This window comes from Acidomonas methanolica (genome assembly GCF_004346035.1).
GTDB classification, from domain to species: Bacteria; Pseudomonadota; Alphaproteobacteria; order Acetobacterales; family Acetobacteraceae; genus Acidomonas; species Acidomonas methanolica.
In genome coordinates this window covers 1-18,548 of record NZ_SLZN01000035.1, presented here as the reverse complement: position 1 = coordinate 18,548, position 18,548 = coordinate 1, and the positions used below count along the sequence as shown (strand labels likewise).

16 protein-coding genes, 3 pseudogenes and 1 CRISPR repeat array are annotated in these 18,548 nt (G+C 63.9%); of the genes and pseudogenes, 14 read left to right on the top strand and 5 right to left on the bottom strand.

Annotated elements, in window-relative coordinates:
* Window positions 1–550, top strand: a pseudogene (locus EDC31_RS15400) (IS5 family transposase); the annotation flags it as partial.
* Between the two features lie 113 nt (window positions 551–663).
* Here EDC31_RS15400 and EDC31_RS18230 read toward each other — a convergent pair.
* From EDC31_RS18230 to EDC31_RS18225, 3 genes and pseudogenes are all read right to left on the bottom strand, one after another.
* A pseudogene (locus tag EDC31_RS18230) lies at window positions 664–905 on the bottom strand (transposase); the annotation flags it as partial.
* A 58-nt stretch (window positions 906–963) separates the two neighbouring features.
* Window positions 964–2,160 carry an IS256 family transposase gene (locus tag EDC31_RS15390; protein ID WP_042056936.1) on the bottom strand — a complete coding sequence of 399 codons (1,197 nt, stop codon included), beginning with the start codon at window positions 2,158–2,160 and terminating at the stop codon, window positions 964–966.
* Window positions 2,161–2,331: 171 nt separating this feature from the next.
* Window positions 2,332–2,472, bottom strand: a pseudogene (locus EDC31_RS18225) (IS110 family transposase); the annotation flags it as partial.
* A gap of 198 nt (window positions 2,473–2,670) precedes the next feature.
* Here EDC31_RS18225 and cas3 point away from each other — a divergent pair.
* From cas3 to EDC31_RS18560, 12 genes are all read left to right on the top strand, one after another.
* Complete coding sequence (gene cas3 / locus EDC31_RS15385) at window positions 2,671–5,364, top strand: CRISPR-associated helicase Cas3' (RefSeq protein WP_158310310.1); 2,694 nt, start codon at window positions 2,671–2,673, stop codon at window positions 5,362–5,364.
* 350 nt (window positions 5,365–5,714) lie between these two features.
* Window positions 5,715–7,271, top strand: coding sequence for a hypothetical protein (locus EDC31_RS15380; RefSeq protein ID WP_052511725.1), 1,557 nt, complete (start codon window positions 5,715–5,717; stop codon window positions 7,269–7,271).
* Entirely contained in the window at window positions 7,258–7,830 is a 573-nt protein-coding gene (gene casB / locus EDC31_RS15375) for a type I-E CRISPR-associated protein Cse2/CasB (RefSeq protein WP_042056911.1), read from the top strand. The genes EDC31_RS15380 and casB overlap by 14 nt, the downstream gene beginning before the upstream one ends.
* Window positions 7,831–7,832: 2 nt before the next feature.
* Complete coding sequence (cas7e, locus tag EDC31_RS15370; protein WP_042056943.1) at window positions 7,833–9,104, top strand: type I-E CRISPR-associated protein Cas7/Cse4/CasC; 1,272 nt, start codon at window positions 7,833–7,835, stop codon at window positions 9,102–9,104.
* On the top strand, window positions 9,101–9,844 hold the full coding sequence (gene cas5e, locus EDC31_RS15365; RefSeq protein WP_042056913.1) for a type I-E CRISPR-associated protein Cas5/CasD: 744 nt from the start codon (window positions 9,101–9,103) through the stop codon (window positions 9,842–9,844). Before cas7e ends, cas5e begins: the two co-directional genes overlap by 4 nt.
* A complete protein-coding gene (locus EDC31_RS15360) occupies window positions 9,841–10,668 on the top strand; it encodes a type I-E CRISPR-associated protein Cas6/Cse3/CasE (protein WP_081797456.1) in 828 nt (275 codons plus the stop codon). Before cas5e ends, EDC31_RS15360 begins: the two co-directional genes overlap by 4 nt.
* 2 nt (window positions 10,669–10,670) lie before the next feature.
* Entirely contained in the window at window positions 10,671–11,540 is an 870-nt protein-coding gene (cas1e, locus tag EDC31_RS15355; protein ID WP_042056915.1) for a type I-E CRISPR-associated endonuclease Cas1e, read from the top strand.
* A gap of 6 nt (window positions 11,541–11,546) precedes the next feature.
* Window positions 11,547–11,843, top strand: a complete 297-nt coding sequence (gene cas2e, locus EDC31_RS15350; protein WP_042056917.1) for a type I-E CRISPR-associated endoribonuclease Cas2e — start codon at window positions 11,547–11,549, stop codon at window positions 11,841–11,843.
* Window positions 11,844–11,908: 65 nt separating this feature from the next.
* Window positions 11,909–13,645: a CRISPR direct-repeat array (repeat unit 29 nt; unit sequence GGCTCCCCCGCACACGCGGGGATCGGCCC).
* A 71-nt stretch (window positions 13,646–13,716) separates the two neighbouring features.
* A complete protein-coding gene (locus tag EDC31_RS15345) occupies window positions 13,717–14,268 on the top strand; it encodes an efflux RND transporter periplasmic adaptor subunit (protein WP_081797459.1) in 552 nt (183 codons plus the stop codon).
* Between the two features lie 19 nt (window positions 14,269–14,287).
* The gene (locus EDC31_RS15340; protein ID WP_042056924.1) at window positions 14,288–14,971 is read left to right on the top strand and encodes an ABC transporter ATP-binding protein; all 684 of its coding nucleotides are present in this window, start codon (window positions 14,288–14,290) and stop codon (window positions 14,969–14,971) included.
* Between the two features lie 15 nt (window positions 14,972–14,986).
* Entirely contained in the window at window positions 14,987–15,670 is a 684-nt protein-coding gene (locus EDC31_RS15335; protein ID WP_042056926.1) for an ABC transporter permease, read from the top strand.
* Window positions 15,580–15,849 carry an ester cyclase gene (locus EDC31_RS18560; protein WP_081797457.1) on the top strand — a complete coding sequence of 90 codons (270 nt, stop codon included), beginning with the start codon at window positions 15,580–15,582 and terminating at the stop codon, window positions 15,847–15,849. Before EDC31_RS15335 ends, EDC31_RS18560 begins: the two co-directional genes overlap by 91 nt.
* A 275-nt stretch (window positions 15,850–16,124) precedes the next feature.
* Here EDC31_RS18560 and EDC31_RS15325 read toward each other — a convergent pair whose 3' ends face one another.
* Window positions 16,125–16,565 (bottom strand): MarR family winged helix-turn-helix transcriptional regulator, encoded by a 441-nt coding sequence (locus tag EDC31_RS15325; protein ID WP_042056928.1) that lies wholly within the window; start codon window positions 16,563–16,565, stop codon window positions 16,125–16,127.
* Between the two features lie 63 nt (window positions 16,566–16,628).
* Here EDC31_RS15325 and EDC31_RS15320 point away from each other — a divergent pair, with 63 nt between their 5' ends.
* Complete coding sequence (locus EDC31_RS15320; RefSeq protein WP_042056931.1) at window positions 16,629–17,741, top strand: FAD-dependent oxidoreductase; 1,113 nt, start codon at window positions 16,629–16,631, stop codon at window positions 17,739–17,741.
* A 425-nt stretch (window positions 17,742–18,166) separates the two neighbouring features.
* Here EDC31_RS15320 and EDC31_RS15310 read toward each other — a convergent pair whose 3' ends face one another.
* Window positions 18,167–18,448, bottom strand: a complete 282-nt coding sequence (locus EDC31_RS15310; RefSeq protein WP_042056934.1) for a hypothetical protein — start codon at window positions 18,446–18,448, stop codon at window positions 18,167–18,169.
* Window positions 18,449–18,548: the final 100 nt, after the last annotated feature.

Below are 18,548 nucleotides of genomic sequence, written 5' to 3'. Positions count from 1 at the left end.
TTTACGTGCTCTGCCGTGAGCAGGCGCGCCGCGACGCCAGCCCGACAGCGGCCATCATTGACAGTCAGAGCGTCAAGAGTGCCGAAAAAGGGGGGGCCGGATCGACCCGTCCGGCTTCGACAGCGGTAAGAAGATCAAGGGCAAGAAGCGGCATATCCTCGTCGATACACAGGGCCTGCTGATGGCCGCCATCGTGCATGCGGCCGATATCCAGGATCGCGACGGCGGCGTGATGCTGATGGCAACCTTGTTCGGGCTGCATCCATTCCTGCTGAAACTCTACGCCGACGCAGGCTATCAGGGGCCAAAGTTTCAGCAGGGACTGGCCCAGGTCTGCCGCGCTGTAAATGTCGAGATCGTGCGACGATGCGATGCGGGAAAGTTCGTGGTGTTGCCCAAGCGCTGGATTGTGGAACGTACCATCGCCTGGTTGAACCGCTGCCGGCGCCTGAGCAAGGATTGGGAATGCCTCAATAAGAACGCACTCGCTTTCCTCCGATGGGCATCAGTCCGGATGATGCTAAGAAGGCTTTGTAATCATAAAGTATGATCTTGGACGGACTCTTAGAGCTGTAAACGGGTATCTTCTTCATTAACAGCTTCCACCTAACAGGCTGTCGGGTTGGGGGCTGTGGCAGTGATGGGTGACGCAGGCAGCGTTGTTCATGCGGCGGACAGTCGGGTGATCCTGCGGCAGTTATATGCGAGGGCGACGAGGGTCCATTCTGTTGCGACGTTTGCGAGGCCCCGGAGATGGAATCGGGTGAAGCCCATGGCGCTCTTGATGATACCGAAGACCGGTTCGACGGTCTGCCTGCGTAAGGCGTAGAGGGTTTTTGTCGGCTCCTGTTGCTCATCTCCAGGCGCCAGGGCTCGGTGATCCGACGCGGCTCCCTGGGTGATGGCTCGGCTGTGCCCCGTAGCGTGGTGTAGGAGCACCGATCCTCGATGGGCTCGAGGAGATCAGGCGACCATTACTGGCAGGCTGATGGTGTGATTATGGCTCAGGGCGGCCAGACCTTCCAGCGTCATGTAGCGGCGACATACCGCCCATTCGTCGTTTTGCTCGAGCATCATGGCGCCGACGAGGCGGATGACGGCGGCGTCGTTGGGGAAAATCCCGACGACGTCGCAGCGGCGCCTGATCTCCCGGTTGACCCGCTCGATCGGGTTTGTCGACGAGATCTGCGTCCAGTGCTCTTTTGGGAACCCCATATAGGCCAGGACGTCCGCTTCCGTTCGCTCCATGAAGTCCGCGAGTTTCGGGAAGCCCTCGCGCAGCCTGTCCGTGACGTGCCGCCATTGGCGCGATGCGTCGTCCGCGGTATGTTCCGTAAAAATCGTGCGCAGCAATGCCGTGATGGCTGGCCGCTGTTTTGCATGAGCATGGGCGAGCGCATTGCGTAGCCAGTGCACCCGGCAGCGCTGCAGGGTCGCATTGAACACGCGACCGGCCGCGGCACGCAGACCGGCATGCGCGTCGGCCACCACAAGCTTCACGCCGCGCAGGCCGCGGTCGGCCAGCGAGCGGAGGAAATCCGTCCAGAACGCTTCCGCTTCGGACGGCCCTGTAGCGCCCCCCAGAACCTCACGACGCCCGTCCGTGTTCACGCCAACAGCGATTATCACGGCGATCGAGACGATCCGGCCGCCCTGGCGGAGTTTGAGATACGTCGCGTCGATCCAGAGATACGGCCATTCGCCCTCGATCGGCCGGGACAGGAAGGAGTTGACCCGGTCGTCGATTTCACCGACCAGCCGGCTGACCTGGCTTTTCGACACCCCGCTGGCACCCATGGCACGGACGGGATCATCAACCGAGCGCGTGGAAATGCCCTGGACACAGGCCTCCTGGATAACCGCCAGAAGAGCTTTCTCCGCCGTTTTCCGCGGTTCGAGAAAGGTCGGAAAGTAGCTGCCCTTGCGCAGCTTCGGGATCGCCAGTTCGACCGGGCCCGCCCGCGTGTCCCAACTCCGGGCGCGGTAGCCATTACGCTGTGCGGTGCGTGTCGCCGAACGCGCGCCAGGCGGCGCACCGGTTCGGGCCTCAACCTCCATGTCCATCATCCGCCCGGCGGCAAACGCCAGCATCTCGCGCACAAAATCGCCATCCGAGGCTTGCTCCACAAGCTCCAGCAGCGCCATCTTCTCATCGGTCATCGTCAGGTCCTTCAGGTTCGTTTCGCATTCGAACCCTATCAAAGACCGGCGGTGGCCGCCTCACCAGCCAATCCAGCTCCTACACCACGCCATGGGGCACAGCCTCTCTCTTTCGAGGCGGTCAATGTCTCGGCGACCTCCTTCACTGTTAGCGGAGCTGGGCGGAAAGCACGGCGGGAGTGTTTCGAAAAACCGGAGAACTTCACCGCGCCGCAAGCGACGGCGCACGAGGATATTCCCAAGACTATCGATCCCATGCACCTGAAAAACATTCTTGGCCAGGTCGAGGCCTGTCGTCGAAATCGTTCCCATAGGTGGCTCCATGCGTTGCAGACGGCGACAATCTCACCTTCGTACATTCCGTGCGGGGGCCGTCCACAACATCACCTCTGTCGGACTGGGATTCTTAATGAAATCAATCGTCATGACGTGGCAGCCCACAAAACGACTCGTTGAAGAGCCTCCCCAGAACCTGATATGCATGATCTCAGCGCCTCAAGCGCAGACCCGATGAGCGATACGGCCGATTCGATGAATCATTGCACGTACACCGACGCTGGCGGCTGCTGGGCGAAGCTGCGGCGTACTTGCCGCGAGCAGCGGGGCAGTGCCTGCCGCAATACCTGCGACTGCGAGGTTACGGGTGTTCTTTCGCTGGTCGGCCATAGTGCGGATGTGGCAGCCGTGCTGAGCGCTTTGCTCGAACAATCGGTGATCGCGGCGCGCCTGGCGCGCCTGCTTGGAAAGGCAAGTCTATCAGCGGAGGATCGCGCGCGCATCTGTACTCTAGCGGCACTGCATGATCTCGGCAAGATCAGCCAGGGCTTTCAGCACGCACCCTTCGACCGAAAATACCCCCAGCGCGGCCATATCATGCCACTCGTCTCGCTGTTGAAAAATGGGAGGGATGAGAGGGACAGGAAATCAGCCATTCAATTGCGGAGACTCGTCACAGAGGGCGGGTTGGGCAGTCTCTCGGCGTTGCTCGGCGCAGGCGATCAATGGGAACCGTTCCTCGCGACACTCGCGCATCACGGCGACCTTCCCGCGCCGCAGCCTGCTTTGGCCCTCCTGTGGCAGGCCACGGCCACCCATGACCCGATTGCTGCCTCCCGCGGTTTGATCGAAGCGATCCGGCTTTGGTTTCCGGCCGCTTTTGACGGCGCCGGGATTGATTGGACGCCGCGCTTCGGCCACGCCTTCGCGGGGCTTTTGACGCTTGCCGATTGGCTCGGTTCGGATACGACCATATTTCCCATGGCGGGTGATGGCGGCGCGCCGGACGGCACGGAGCGTTACGTCTGGGCAAAGGAAAAAGCCTCTGAGCTGCTTGCCCGCCGTCTTCTGGCACCCGAAACAGGCCGCGCGGCCTGCGCTTCTTTTACTTGGGAGATCGAACCCCTCACGGGTTTCGCGGCGGCCTCCGCCGCGCAGGCAGCGGTACTCGCCTTGCCATCCGCGCCTGCCGAGGGTCGTACCTGCCTTATTGAAGACGAGACGGGGTCAGGCAAGACCGAGGCGGCGCTGATCCACTTCCTGCGGCTGTTCGACGAAGGTGCCGTGGACGGGCTTTATTTCGCCTTGCCGACCCGTGCGGCCGCCGTGCAGATCCATCAGCGGATCGTAAAGTTGCTGAAGAAATTGCTCAGGGATGCGGCGCCTGCTGTCATTCTCGCGGTTCCCGGCTATCTGGATCGCGCAAGCGATGCGGCGGCGCCTCTGCCGGGAGAGGCGCCGCTTTGGCCGGAAGAACAAGAGGATGCGCAATGGGCTGCGGCACGGCCCAAGCGCTACCTCGCCGCTTGTGTCGCCGTGGGCACTATCGATCAGCCCTTGATGGGCGCATTACGGGTGCGCCATGCGCAATTACGGTCAGGCGCAATGCTTCGCCTTTTGCTCGTCGTGGATGAAGTCCACGCGACCGATATCTACATGACAACGATCCTGCGCCATCTGCTCGATCAACATCGCAGTGCCGGAGGCCATGCGCTTCTAATGTCGGCAACACTCGGCGCCTTTACCCGGCAATCCCTGCTTGAGCGGCGCGGTCGTGTTTCGGTGGCCGATCACCAGGCGGCCATCGAAACCCCCTACCCGGCGGTCTGGACCGATAATGCAGGCTTCTTCGCCAATTTTGCGAAACCGCCCGAGCATGAGCCGAAATCCGTACGTGTTACGCTGAATACCGTGTGGGACGATCCGGCAACCGTCGCCACGTTTGCGGCAGAGGCTGGACGGATGGGCGCACGCGTGCTAGTGATTCGCAATACGGTGGGTGATGTGGTGGCGACCCAGCTTGCCCTTGAAGCACTGGAACCTGGCTTGTCGCTCGCTGTTCATGGGCGCGGGGGGCCTGTGCTGGCTCCGCATCATGCGCGCTTCGCGCCCGAGGATCGGCGGTTGCTTGATGGTGCGCTCGAAGCCGTGCTCGGCGCGCATTGTGAGCGGCGGGGCGGATCGGTCACCATCACTTCACAGACGGCGGAACAAAGCCTCGATATCGATGCGGACCTTTTGATCACTGATCTCTGTCCGGCGGATGTGCTGCTGCAACGCATCGGCCGGCTGCACCGCAAGCGCGATCGTGTTCCCATCGCCGGTTTCGAGGAAGCGCGCGTCATCCTGCTCGCGCCGACGGAGGATGTGTTCGCGGCCTGCTTCAATGCCGACGGACAGATGGGCCGGGGGCAGGCTCCGCTGGCGCTCGGGCTTGTCTATCCCGACCTCCTCGGCGTGGTCGCAACCCGCCGCGCGATCGCGGCTAGCCCCGATCTGGTAATCCCCCGCGATAATCGGCGCCTAGTTGAGGCGGCGAGCCATCCAGAGTCATTGCAATCCTTGGCCGAAGAGCTGGGCGGCGCCTGGGTCAAGCATTGGTGGCACATCCTCGGCACGAACGCGGCGCAGGAAGGGCAGGCGGGGATTGCCTGCCTAGAATGGGACAAGGAAATCGCAGCCGCGATTGATTTGGGTGAGCATATCCGCGTGCGGCTTGGCCTGGACGATCGGCTAGTCTCGCTGCCGCCCGCCACGATCGGGCCTTTTGGCCATGAGATCAGCAGCCTGACCGTTCCCGGCCGTTGGTTGAGCGGTGTTTCTGCCAAGGAGGAACCGGTTTCGACCCCCGATGAGGCGGGAGGTCTGTCGATAAGGTTTGGCGATCGTTTGTTTGTTTATGACCGTCTGGGCTTGCGGAGAGCGTAAAAGGCAGGATTGATGATACGCTTCCCCGCACACGCGGGGATCGGCCCCGCTCAGCCAACAGGCCGGCAAAAGAGGCCAAAGCTCCCCTGCCACAGCGGGGAACGTTTTGCCTATCGGCAGAGCGGTTAATTTCTTCTTGCCTCCAATAGGAGAACCCATTACGACTTGATGCCGGATCACAGTGTGCAACTGTGATCCGGCAAACTTCCTGTTCCCCGAGGTAAAAAAGAGACAGCAAGTATGTGGAGCAGCCCATAGAGTCGTTTCGCCAGTGGCCCCTGGCCTTGCGACATCCGACTTGCGTCCATATTGTTCCGTATTGTTCCATTTCAAAAATGGAAACGCATCTCATGCTCTCCGAACCGATTCTTCTGCTCGAAACGCGGGAGGGGGTCATTGCAGGCACGTTGCCTGATGCTCTTTCTCGCCTCTGTGACTACACACTCACCGGCTTCGATGGGCTCGCCGCGCATCAGCGCTACGCCTGGGATTTATTCCTTTATCAACTCGCGGCCCTCGCTCTGCACCGCTCTGGCGAGGCGACCGCCGCCGAGGATGATGCTGAATGGCGCAACCTCGCCGATCCATCCGCCTGGCGCGCCCGGCTGGAAGCCTTGACGCCGGATGTAGCTGACACCGGCTGGTCCCTTGTCGTGGATGATCTCACGAAGCCCGCCTTCATGCAGCCTCCCATCGGCACCGGCCGCCTCGATGGCTACAGCATCGCAGGCTATACGCCGGACGAGATCGATCTGCTGATCACCGCTAAGAATCACGATGTGAAGATGGCGCGCGCCGCCACTGCGGAGGCGCGGCACTGGCTCTTTGCCTTGGTGACACTGCAAACGCTGCAAGGCTATTCCGGCCGGGGCAATTTCGGCATCGCGCGGATGAATGGCGGCTTCGCCAGCCGCCCCCTGGTGATGCGCACACCTGGCCGGGATCTGGCGGCCTGCTTCCGCCGGGGCGTGCAGGCCGCACTCGCCGCGCGGGCCAAGGCATTGGATGTGGCCCAGAGCAATTTCGCCGAAAGCGGTCTCGGTCTCCTCTGGCTGGAGCCATGGGATCGCGAGGAAGGCATCCCGACGCAGCGGCTCGACCCGCTGTTCATTGAGATTTGTCGCCGCGTGCGTCTGCTGCGGGATGCGGGTGGACAGATCACGGCCTGGGGGCGGGCGAGCAACACCGCGCGGGTCGCGACCATCAAGGAAGCCAAAGGTAACCTCGGCGATGCCTGGACGCCGCTCAATCGGGCGGAGAGTTCCGCCCTCACCGTGGGCGGCGGCGGCTTCGATTATCGGCTGATCACGCGGCTGATCGCCAACCAGGAGTTCCTGCTGCCAGAGGCGGCCATGCCCCGCGCGGATGATCCGCTCGATGCCGTCTGGCTCCGCTGCGCCGTGCTGGTGCGTGGACAGGGCAAGACCGAAGGGCTACATGAGCGCTGGGTGCGTCTGCCAGGGCGAAAAAACCTCAATGCCCTGAGCAAGCTTAGCCAGGGGATGGTAGCGGACGCCGCCGAGGCCAAGCAGGCGCTCAAGCTCGCGCTGCTCCTTTATTTTCAGGGCGGCCCGGAGAAACTCAAATTCGACGACAGACGGCCGGATGGCATCCTCGATAGCTATGAGCAGGAGGTGGACCGCGTGTTTTTTGATCATCTCCGCGCCCGCGCCGCGGCGGATGATGATGACGAAGCGGCGCTCAGTGCCGAGGCTGCCTGGCGGGCGACGCTGGCGGGTCTGGCGCGCGGTCTGTTCGAAAAAACCACTGAAACATTCAGCCCACCCTTCAGCAGGCAGGAGAGAGCGAAAGCGCTCGGGCAAGGCATGCTGAACGGCAAGCTCCGCAAGGCGCAGCTTCTGCCGTCATATGCGGAAACTGAGGAGGAAACAGATGACGCCGCCTGAATCACTCGCCCGTTCTGATGTCAATTCGGATATCCGGCATCTCGCCGAGCTTTCCGCCCGCGACGAGGATGATGGCGGGCTCAGCTCCGGTGATCGCGCGGAACTCCGCCGGATGAAGGCCGATGGCGTGCTTCCGCCGGCCTTCTGGCGGCAGATCGTCAGGCTGGGAATCCGGAATGAAAGCTTGGAGCGCGCCTGGGCCATCCTAATCCAGGCGATGCTGGAGGCGGGCGAGCCAAAGGCGGAACCCGTCGGCCGCGCATTGGGGCATCGCAATGAAGCTACTGGCGAAGTTCCCTATGCCGAGCCGCGTTTCATCCAGCTGCTGCGCGCGCGGGGGCATGATGAGGTGGCCTTTCACGTCCGTCAGGCCGCGCGCTGGTGCGGGGCCAAGGGTCGGCGCCTTCGTTTTTCCGATCATTATGGGCGTGATGGTTTCGGCCCCTTTATCCTCGCCGCCGCGCAAGGCCATGAGGAAGACGCCGCGCGCCGTGCCCATGCCATCGCCCGCGATTACTTCTCAACCCTGCAACGCGCCGAGCGCGACACCGAGGTATGATCATGCAACGCGACACTCTGTTCCTGCAAATTCACACCCTGACGGCCTATGGCGCCTCCTTGCTGAATCGCGATGATGTCGGCCTCGCCAAGCGCATGCCCTATGGCGGCGTCGGCCGCTTGCGCGTCTCCTCCCAATGCCAGAAGCGGCATTGGCGCGATGTTGCTTCGACGTGGTCGCTCCAGGCGCTGAGCGACCCCGCGACCGGCGAGAGCGTTCCGGGGACCGTCCGCTCCCGCAAGATCATCTCCCGGGAGATCGCCCTGCCGCTGGTGGCCGAAGGCTTCGCCCCGGATGAGGTGATCGCTGTGCTTCTCGCCCTGCGGGCCGAGATGCTGGGGGAGAGCAAAAAGGCCAAGGTCGAAAAGGAGAAAGGTGCCAAGACGAAAGGCGCGGAACCAGCCGTGTCGATCGAGAAACGCATCGAGGATGCGCTCGATACCAACCAGGTCATCGTGCTCGGCCGGCCGGAGATCGACTTCACCCGCGATACAGCCAGGAAGCTGTTGGCCGCTAAGCCAAACGATATCGACGCGGCGGTGAAGGCCCATCTCAAACAGAAGGAAACGCTGGGGAATCTCCGCGCGCTGCGGCTCGCCTGCGGCCTCGATGCGGCACTCTTCGGGCGTATGGTGACCTCGGATATTCTCGCCCGTGGCGATGGCGCGGTGCATGTGGCCCATGCCTTGACCGTGCATAAGGAGGAGGCCGAGTCCGACTACTTCGTCGCCATCGACAATCTGACGCGCGAAGCGGGCGAACTCGGCACCGGCTTGATCCAGACGGCGGAACTGACGAGCGGCCTCTTCTACGGCTATGTGGTGGTGGACGTGCCGCAGCTTGTTTCCAACCTTGAAGGGGTGCCGGCCAAGGATTGGCGCCGCGCGAATTGTACCCTGGCCGCGAGCGCCATCGAGCATCTCATCCATCTGATTGCCACTACCTCTCCTGGCGCCAAGCTCGGTTCCACCGCGCCTTATGGCTATGCCGATCTGGTGATGATCGAAGCGGGCAAGCGGCAGCCGCGTTCCTTGATGACGGCGTTTCACCAGCCGGTAGACGAGAAGGCGGCGCGCCCCAACGCGGTGGAAGCCCTAGCGCGGCATCTGGGAAGCTTCGACCAGATGTATGGGCGGGAGGAGGATCGCCGCATTGCCTCTCTGCTCGATGTTGCCGCCATTCCGGCGGAAGGCGAGCCGGGCGGGTTGGCGGGCCTCGCGCGTTGGGCGGCCAGCCAGATCGGATCGGCGCCTGATGCGGCGAGGGCAGCATGAGCAGGGCGCGGGATTATCTGCTGCTGCGGCTTGAAGCGCCGCTGATGGCCTTTGGCGGCCCGAAGGTGGATGCCATCGGCCCGACACGCGATTTCCCCGGCCAATCCCAGCTGGCCGGCCTGCTGGGCAGCGCTCTCGGCTATGATCATGCTGAGGCCGAAGCGCTGGAGGTGCTGCAATCCCGGCTGCGGCTCGCCAGTCTGCTCGCCCGATCGGGTGAGCAGTTGCGGGATTATCAGACGGTCGATCTCGGCCTGCCGCATCTCAGTGGCACCGGCTGGACGACGCGCGGCCGGCTTGAAGCACGCGCCGGCGCGTCGAGCGAAGGGACGCATATCCGCCAGCGATGGTATCTCGCGGATGCGCTCGTGCTTGTCGCCCTCACGCTCGATCCGCCCGAGCCAGAGCCTTCCCTTCAGCCGCTTGCCGAGGCGCTGGACCATCCCGCGCGGCCGCTTTTCATTGGCCGCAAGCCCTGCCTGCCGGCGGCGCCCATCCGGCTTGGTGCCATCCTGAGCGCCGATACGCCCGAGGATGCGCTGCGGGAAGGGTTGTGTCGGCTCTCGATCGAGATTGCGGGAAAAACGGCGGAGATAGACGCGCGGCTGCTCCCGGACCACCCCGACAGCCTTGAGGCGGAACGGCTGGTGGATAGGAGGGATTGGCGCAATCAGATGCATACCGGCAGCCGCCTTGTTCATCGTCTCAGCCTGCACGCGGCGGCAGGGGGCGCGCCATGACCCTTTCAATGCTCCGCCTACCGGTTTCGACCGCCGCTCTCTTCGAGTCGGGGCTTCAGCATGGTCTGGTGCGGGATAGCTGGTCGGTCGATACCGGCTATCTGGTTCATGCGCTCTTTGCCCGGCTGTTTGGCGAGTCGGCGCCCAAGCCTTTTGATGTGCAGCAGGATCCGAGTGGCATAGGGAAATACCTGTGGGTGCTCGCCTATGCTCCCCAGGGTCATCAAAGCCTCGAAGCCACTGCTGCCGGACATCAGGCAATCGCCTGGGATCAGGCAGCAAGCAAGCCGATGCCAGTATTGGCAGATGGGCAGGAAGCGGCCTTTCGGCTGCGCGTCTGCCCCGTGGTGCGGGTCGGCCGACAGCATCCGCGTTTCGCGCCCGGTGCGGAGGTTGATCCTTATGTCGCACTTGTGCAGCGCCATGTGGCACTGGCCGGCCCCTTTGCCGATGAGCCGGCGGAAAGGCAGTACCGGCAGGCGATCATCGCCGAATTGCCCTCTCGCGAAGAGGTCTATCGGGAGTGGCTCGATGCGCGGATAGGCGGCGCCGCGCGCCTTCAGGCGGTGCGCCTCGCCTCCCTCAGCGATGCCCGGCTCTGGCGCAAGGGCGAACCGGGGGAGGGGGTGGCGGCGCGTATGCACGGCCATGCCCGTGCGCGCCGGGGGTCTCGCTCTGTCATCGGGCGACGGGAGGCCGTTTTCGAGGGTACCTTGCGCGTGGCCGACCGCATGGCCTTCGCGGCGCTGCTCGCCCGCGGCGTCGGGCGTCATCGCGCCTTCGGTTTCGGTATGCTTCTGCTGCGATCGGCACGGACGGGCTGACCGTGCTAAAGGGAAGGCTCGGGCTGGAGACCGCGCGGATTCCGCATGTGGATCGGTTCGGTCTCGTCTATCTCGAACGCGGCGCGCTCGGGGTGGAGGATGGCTGTCTTCGCTTCGTCGCGGCTGCCGGCCCAGCGATGGAGGCGGGAGATTACCAGTTGCCGCATCAATCGGTCTCCTTCGTCCTGCTCGGGCCGGGCTCGACCGTCAGCCATGATGCGCTGCGGCTTCTAGCCTATCACGGCACCGGACTCGCGGCGGTCGGGGCAGATGGGGTGCGGTGCTACACGGCGCCGCCTCTTATCCCCGACAATTCGGGCCTCGCCCGCCAGCAGGCCCGCGCCTGGGCCGATGCGGCTGGCGGGCGCCTTGCCGTTGCGCGCCGCATGTATGCGTGGCGGTTGGGGAAGGTGCTGCCGCACCGCGATATCACCGTGCTGCGCGGCATTGAGGGTGCGCGCATGAAAGAGACCTACAAGCTGACAGCCGCGCGTTTTGGCGTCCCCTGGGCGGGCCGACGCTATGACCGCGCCAATCCGAATGCGGCTGATCTCGCCAATCAGGCGATCAACCATGCTGCGAGCGCGATCGAGGCGGCAGCTGCCATCGCGGTCGCGGCCACCGCCACGGTTCCCCAGCTTGGCTTTATTCACGAGGATTCCGGCCAGAGCTTCGTGCTCGATATCGCTGATCTCTTTCGCGATACCATCACGCTGCCGGTGGCCTTTCAGGCGGCGAAGGAGGCGACGAAGAAGCCCGATATGCCGATCGAGCGGATCACTCGGCGCCTGGCTGGCGGCATTTTGCAGCGAGAGGGCGTGATTCCCGCCATGATCGACCGGATCAAGGCCTTGTTTGAGCCGGAGGTATAGCGCGTCATGCCGATGACCCTGGTAGTGACGCGCGATGTGGAGGATCGCTACCGTGGCTTCCTCTCCTCGGTGATGCTGGAATTGGCGCCGGGGGTCTATACCGGCCCGCGCCTGAGCAGGGCGGTTCGCGAGCGGGTATGGCGGGTGCTGAGTGAGTGGCATGGAGAGCTTCGGCGCGGGTCGATCATCATGACCTGGCGGGATGTGAACGCGCCCGGCCATCAATCCATTCTCACTTTGGGCGAGCCGCGACGGACCCTGGCAGACCTTGATGGTGTCTTGCTGGTGCGGCGCGAGATCTAGAATTTGCCGCTTTGTCTTGCCCTGTTCTTTGACAAGTGAATAGAGTCATATATTTAAAGGCAAGAGGCTCCCCCGCACACGCGGGGATCGGCCCGCTCGTGCTGTCATACGTGACCGTCACGCTCGGGCTCCCCCGCACACGCGGGGATCGGCCCATCTGGTGGCCGAATTTATACGCAGCTAATTTGGCTCCCCCGCACACGCGGGGATCGGCCCGTCTCGGCACATAACATCGGGGTGGGCGTTCCGGCTCCCCCGCACACGCGGGGATCGGCCCGTGACAGCTCCTGTCACAGGCGACGTCACGGGGGCTCCCCCGCACACGCGGGGATCGGCCCGAGTGGATGTTCAGCGCGCTCCCTACTGGCTAGGCTCCCCCGCACACGCGGGGATCGGCCCACGGCAGCAGCAGCGGCAGCACAGACGATGGCGGCTCCCCCGCACACGCGGGGATCGGCCCCATTTGCACTATCTACCGCGACTGGAGTTATGGGCTCCCCCGCACACGCGGGGATCGGCCCCTAGTCACACAGATTTTTCGGATGTTCACACAGGCTCCCCCGCACACGCGGGGATCGGCCCGCGCCAGATGGCGGAAAACATAGGCGCACAAAGGCTCCCCCGCACACGCGGGGATCGGCCCCCGCATGGCTGTTGAAAAGGGTTTGACAAAAGGGCTCCCCCGCACACGCGGGGATCGGCCCGTCTGGCTATCCATCATCTTCACAAATGGGATGGCTCCCCCGCACACGCGGGGATCGGCCCGCCTATCTTGACCTGTATATGCCGGTGATAAAGGCTCCCCCGCACACGCGGGGATCGGCCCAATACAACCACCGTATTCAATATACGGCCCAAGGCTCCCCCGCACACGCGGGGATCGGCCCGATGACGACGAAATCAGGCTCCTGACATGGGGGGCTCCCCCGCACACGCGGGGATCGGCCCGGCAGGGAGCCGACTAAGAACGCGGACAAGGTGGCTCCCCCGCACACGCGGGGATCGGCCCCCTTCAGTAAATGCTCCAAAAACAGCCATGGAGGCTCCCCCGCACACGCGGGGATCGGCCTGGTCTGTGGTAATGGGCATAATATCTCCATAAGGCTCCCCCGCACACGCGGGGATCGGCCCAGGGCGCTTTATACGGCGGCTCTAAAGGCGGGGGCTCCCCCGCACACGCGGGGATCGGCCCCGGCTCGGCCCGCGCCACTTTGCCCCGGCTTGGGCTCCCCCGCACACGCGGGGATCGGCCCCTCCGGCGCGCATGAGGATCGTGCTGCGTGGCGGCTCCCCCGCACACGCGGGGATCGGCCCGGCTCCCTCACGCCGGAAATTATCGGCGGTCCGGCTCCCCCGCACACGCGGGGATCGGCCCTGATGGAAGGCATCCTTGACTCTAAGTCGGTCGGCTCCCCCGCACACGCGGGGATCGGCCCATCCGACACCCCAGATTATCCGCTGGATCGGCGGCTCCCCCGCACACGCGGGGATCGGCCCGAATGGTGGTGACCCGTCGCTTCGCCGTGCGCGGCTCCCCCGCACACGCGGGGATCGGCCCGACGATCCGGGTCTGAAAGCGGCAGCGGAGATGGCTCCCCCGCACACGCGGGGATCGGCCCGCAGCGCGGGCGTCTTCGGTAACGGCTGCGTCGGCTCCCCCGCACACGCGGGGATCGGCCCGTGACGATGAAATCCTGCCAGTTGATCTTGTAGGCTCCCCCGCACACGCGGGGATCGGCCCGTCACCGCAGAGAGCCAATACACGCCGGACGGGGCTCCCCCGCACACGCGGGGATCGGCCCCTGTCCGCGAACAAGCCGCTGCTTACGCCGGGGGCTCACCCGCACACGCGGGGAGTCTCGACGCACTCGTCCTGCGTACGCCGCTGGCCGGGCGGCTGACGAATTTCGATCTCCAGCCCGGCCAGTCCCTCAAGGCGGGCGACAAGATCGGGCAGATCGACAGCGAGGGGCGCTACCGGCTCGACGCGGATATAGACGAGTTCTATCTCGGCCGCGTCGCCGTCGGCGAGCGGGCCGAGGCAGATATCGGCGACGTGAAACTCCCCCTGACCGTCTCCCGCGTGCATCCGCAGGTGACGAACGGCCAGTTTCGCGCGGAGTTGACCTTCGACACGCCGCCCCCCGCCAGATTGCGGCGCGGCGAGAGCGTGGATATCCGCATCACGCTGGGCGAGACGCAGACGGCGCTCGTGCTGCCCAACGGCGCATGGCTGGAGGCCGGCGGCGGGTCGTCGGCCTTCGTCATGGCCCCGAACGGACGGAGCGCGGACCGGGTGAGCATCGCCTCCGGGCGGCGCAATCCCGAGCAGGTGGAACTCACCGGCGGCCTGCGCGCGGGCGACCGGGTGATCGTCTCCTCCTACAATTCCTACAAGAACTTCAACCACCTCGCGATCCGCTGAGGCACAGGAGCCCTTCCTCATGCTCATCGAACTCTCGCATATCCAGCGCCTCTACCGCTCCGACGAGGTGGAAACCGCCGCGTTGCAGGAGATCGACCTGCATATCGAGGCGGGCGAGTTCGTCGCGATCATGGGGCCGTCGGGCTGCGGCAAGTCCACGCTGCTCAACATCCTCGGCACGATCGACCGACCGACGGCGGGCTCCTACCGTTTCGGCGAGCACGAGCTGACGGCGCTGAACGAGGCCGCGCTGGCGAAATTCCGGCGCGAGCATCTCGGCTATGTCTTCCAGAGCTTCAACCTCATCGACGAACTGACGATCGAGGAGAATATCGAGCTCGCGCTGATTTACCGCAACATGCCGAAAGCCGAGCGTCGCGATCGTGTCGCCCACGCCATGGACCGCGTGAGCATCGGCCATCGCGCGCGGCACTATCCCTCGCAGCTCTCCGGCGGCCAGCAGCAGCGCGCCGCCATCGCCCGCGCCATCGTCGGCGAACCGCGCCTCATCCTCGCCGACGAGCCGACCGGCAACCTCGACACCGAGAACGGCGCGCAGGTGATGGATATCCTCCAGGCGCTCAACGACGAGGGTGCCACCATCATCATGGTCACGCACTCCCCTTCTCACGCCGACCTTGCCAGACGCCGCGTCGACATGCTCGACGGTCAGGTGGTCGTCTCCGTGCGTAACGCCATGTGAAGTGAGAAACGAGCCATGCTGACCACGATCCTTCGTAGCGTTATCCGACAGGCGCGGCGGCATCCGCTCTATGTCGGGCTCAACGTGTTCGGCCTCGCACTCGGCATCGGCGTGTTCCTCACTCTCGCCCTGCTCGTGCGGTTCGAATACAGCTACAATGCGAGCCTGCCGGACGTGGACCGGCTAGTGCGCGTTGATGAATATTTCACGCTTCCTGGAAATGCACCGAGGGAAAGCCCGGGCGTTACCTTTCGCGCCGTGCCTTTCCTGCGCGAGGATTTCCCGGAAATAGAGGACGCTTCGCGCGTCGAAGCGGAAACGTTGCAAGTCGAGCGGAACGGGAGTTTCACCGCCTTTGACGCCTATCTGACCGATCCGTCCCTTTTCCGCCTCTTCGGCGTCACGATGCTGCATGGGTCGCCCAGCGACGCGCTTTCGCGGCCGGACGGGCTGGTCCTTTCGCAAAAAGCCGCGCAAACGCTGTTCGGCACGACAGAGGTTCTCGGCCGAACTGTCGAGATCAACCGCAACGGGACGAGAAGCGCGCATGTCGTCACGGGCGTCTTGGCCGCGCGGGCGGACCCGGACTTTTTCTCCAGGATCGAGATATTCGTGCCGCTTCCGGCAGAAGACATGCGTCCTTTCCTGACCAGAAGTTTGATATTCAGGAATTATTTGCCGACGGCCAGAATATCGTGATGACCTGGCTATGGAGCGGCACTCATACGGGTGATCTACCTGGCTTTCCGGCGACCGACCGACTGATAAGTATGTCCGGGGCAACGGTTTACACTTTCGATAACAACGAGCGTTTAACCGGACACTGGCAAATCACAGATCGACTTGGGGTCTTCCAGCAACTGCATCGTAGCAGATAACGCTGTTTGGTTTGCGGACATCGCAGAACAGGATGGTATAATATTGGTTTGATTGCTGTTTAGGGGAGGCGCTATCTCCAAGGTATATGCGGAAAAGCTCTTTCTGGCATAAGGCCAAGTGTGCCGTATCAAATGCGTCCGCTTTGATGAGACTTGAGACTTGCTCCGGCGTCTGAAAAGAGGGCGATTGCTGTCTGTCTTCTACATTTCCGGTGAACTGATACGCAGTTTTGGTCGGGATTGCGCATTGTCTGCTCTCGAACGGTTGACGAGGATCAAAGTGCTTCGACGTTGTCGAGCACCCGGCGGAGCAGGCCGATCAGCGTCCTGACTTCCTCCAGGGACAGGCCACGTGTCATGTCGGCATTGCCGTCGCGCAGAACCTGCCGCCCGCGCGGGAGGCGCTCGATCGCCGCATCCGTCAGCGAGACGAGGCTGCTGCGGCGATCGTCCGGATCGGCCTCGCGCCGGATAAGGCCATCGCGCTCCATGCGCGACAGGAGCTGCGCCATCGTCGGCTGCTCGACCTTCACCAAGGCCGCCAGTTCCTTCTGGGATCGTTTCTCGCCGTTCTGCAGCAAGGACAGCACCGGCAACTGCGCGGTAGCCAGGCCGAGGGGGCGAAGCCGCGCATCGCCGATCCGCGTCAATCCGCGCCCGATGCGGCTGAGGTAGTGCCCCGGATGATCAAGCGGGTTCCAGGGAGTTTCGGTCATTGCATAGTGTCCTATGTTTCTTCTATATAGGCTCCTATGTAATGGGTGGGGGTGTCGGAGACAATGAAAGAGCGGATCGGCATCGTAGGCGGCGGCCCCGGTGGGTTGATGCTCGCACGTCTGCTGCAACGGCAGGGCATGAGCGTCACCGTCTTCGAACGCGACGCCCATGCGGACGAGCGGCCACAGGGCGGGTCGCTCGACCTGCACGAGGATACGGGACAAAGAGCCATTCGAGCGGCCGGTCTGGAGGCTGAATTCGCGGCGGCTGCCCGTCCGGAGGACCAAGGGGACCGGCTGTATGACGAGGCCGGATGCCTGTTGTTCGAGCATGACGGACATGAGGCGAACCGCCCGGAGATCGATCGGAGCGATCTGCGCCGCATCCTGCTGGACTCGCTCGCCCCGGGCGTCGTGCGCTGGGGACAGCGCGTGACCGGGATCGCGTCCGAGGGCGAGCGGATCCGAATTCTGCAGGAGGGAGGGGGCGAGCTGTTCGATATCGTCGTTGGAGCCGATGGCGCGTGGTCGCGCGTGCGGTCGTTCCTGACCGATGTCCGGCCCGTCTATCAAGGTGTCACGCTTCTGGAACTAGGCTTCGACGAGACGCGGCATCCCCATGCGGCGGCGCTTGCCGGCCACGGAAAAATGTTCGCGGTGGGCGACAATCGCGCCATGATCCTTCAGCGCAATGGGCACGGCCACCTACGGTTCTACTGTGGCGTTCGGATGTCGGAAGAGGCGGCCGCGGCCCTGTCCGAATCCGGGGAGCAGGAGATTCGCGCGCGCATGGCCGACGCCTTTGCGGCATGGGCGCTGGATCTGAGAGGGCTCGTCGGGGAGGGCAATTTCATCGGTGTCCGGCCGATGTATGCGATGCCGATCGGCACGCGCTGGGTCACGCACCCCGGAATCACGCTACTGGGCGACGCCGCCCATCTGATGTCGCCCTTCAGCGGCGAGGGAGTCAATCTCGCCCTGGCCGATGCCTTCGATCTCGCGGAAGCGTTGACGCAGGCGATCGGCATGGAGAGCATCGGGGTTTACGAGGCGACGATGGCCGCACGCGCGGAGATCGCCGCGACGGGCGCCGCGGCAGGTCTGACGAGCGTCTTCTCGGACGATGGGCCTGAATCCGTGCTCACCCGCTTTCAGGAACGCATCCAGCAGGGCTGATCGTCCGCTTTCTGGACGCCCGATCAACTCCATTTATGTCCGACACGAGGCGAGAGCGGCAGGTCCGCTCTCCGCATGAGATTGTGGGCACCCGCGGCATGGGTGGTTCGTTCGATAGGCGACGAGGAATCCGCGACACGCTCGCGCGCGGTTTCCAGCCGAAGCCGCGTGACAACCCCTGACGGGTTTATGTCAACCGAGCAACGGAAAGCCCTCGAGAAATGCCGTCGACGCATCGCAGCGCGTTCCGCCAGCCTCTCTCCAGTCTGGGTGAGGAACCGCGTGACGCGCTCGAATTCACGGTCACTGTCATCGTCCAGATCGTGCCGCATTATCGCGCCCCAGTCGAGCGATCGTGGGGCGACCCGGTCATGAGTCGTTGCCAGGGTCGGGGAGGCGAACGGTGTTCTGAATGTGCTGCTCGTTCAGCCCGGGAGCGTCGATCCGGTCGCAACATCGAAGATCCCGTATATCCAGAAAAGATAGGCGATGTAGAGGGCAATCGCGATGGCAACCCAGTGGGTCAGATACTTGTGCTTCTCAAACTCTGCCTTGCGCGGACGGCCGGGCCTGCGTTTTGTCTTTACAGGCTCGACACGCGCAGGCCGGGATCTGACCATACGCTGTTCGATGAACGCATCGAGCGCCGCGATCGGGAAGCTCCGGTCGCGCTTGCCGTACGTAACGGAATCCGGACCGATCCCCATACTGACTAGATGTTTAGTCCCATGATTTGATGGTGCGGATTATGTATGAACCGTGATGGTTCTTTTTCCCACTGCTGGCAAATGAATTCATATGGAGTGA

Coding starts and splice junctions, on each gene's coding strand:
- EDC31_RS15325 (WP_042056928.1), bottom strand. CDS start 16,565: ATGACCGAAACTCCCTGGAACCCGCTTGATCATCCGGGGCACTACCTC.
- EDC31_RS15320 (WP_042056931.1), top strand. CDS start 16,629: ATGAAAGAGCGGATCGGCATCGTAGGCGGCGGCCCCGGTGGGTTGATG.
- EDC31_RS15335 (WP_042056926.1), top strand. CDS start 14,987: ATGCTGACCACGATCCTTCGTAGCGTTATCCGACAGGCGCGGCGGCAT.
- EDC31_RS15340 (WP_042056924.1), top strand. CDS start 14,288: ATGCTCATCGAACTCTCGCATATCCAGCGCCTCTACCGCTCCGACGAG.
- EDC31_RS15360 (WP_081797456.1), top strand. CDS start 9,841: ATGACCCTTTCAATGCTCCGCCTACCGGTTTCGACCGCCGCTCTCTTC.
- cas5e (WP_042056913.1), top strand. CDS start 9,101: ATGAGCAGGGCGCGGGATTATCTGCTGCTGCGGCTTGAAGCGCCGCTG.
- casB (WP_042056911.1), top strand. CDS start 7,258: ATGACGCCGCCTGAATCACTCGCCCGTTCTGATGTCAATTCGGATATC.
- cas2e (WP_042056917.1), top strand. CDS start 11,547: ATGCCGATGACCCTGGTAGTGACGCGCGATGTGGAGGATCGCTACCGT.
- EDC31_RS15380 (WP_052511725.1), top strand. CDS start 5,715: ATGCTCTCCGAACCGATTCTTCTGCTCGAAACGCGGGAGGGGGTCATT.
- EDC31_RS15310 (WP_042056934.1), bottom strand. CDS start 18,448: ATGGGGATCGGTCCGGATTCCGTTACGTACGGCAAGCGCGACCGGAGC.
- cas3 (WP_158310310.1), top strand. CDS start 2,671: ATGAGCGATACGGCCGATTCGATGAATCATTGCACGTACACCGACGCT.
- EDC31_RS15390 (WP_042056936.1), bottom strand. CDS start 2,160: ATGACCGATGAGAAGATGGCGCTGCTGGAGCTTGTGGAGCAAGCCTCG.
- cas7e (WP_042056943.1), top strand. CDS start 7,833: ATGCAACGCGACACTCTGTTCCTGCAAATTCACACCCTGACGGCCTAT.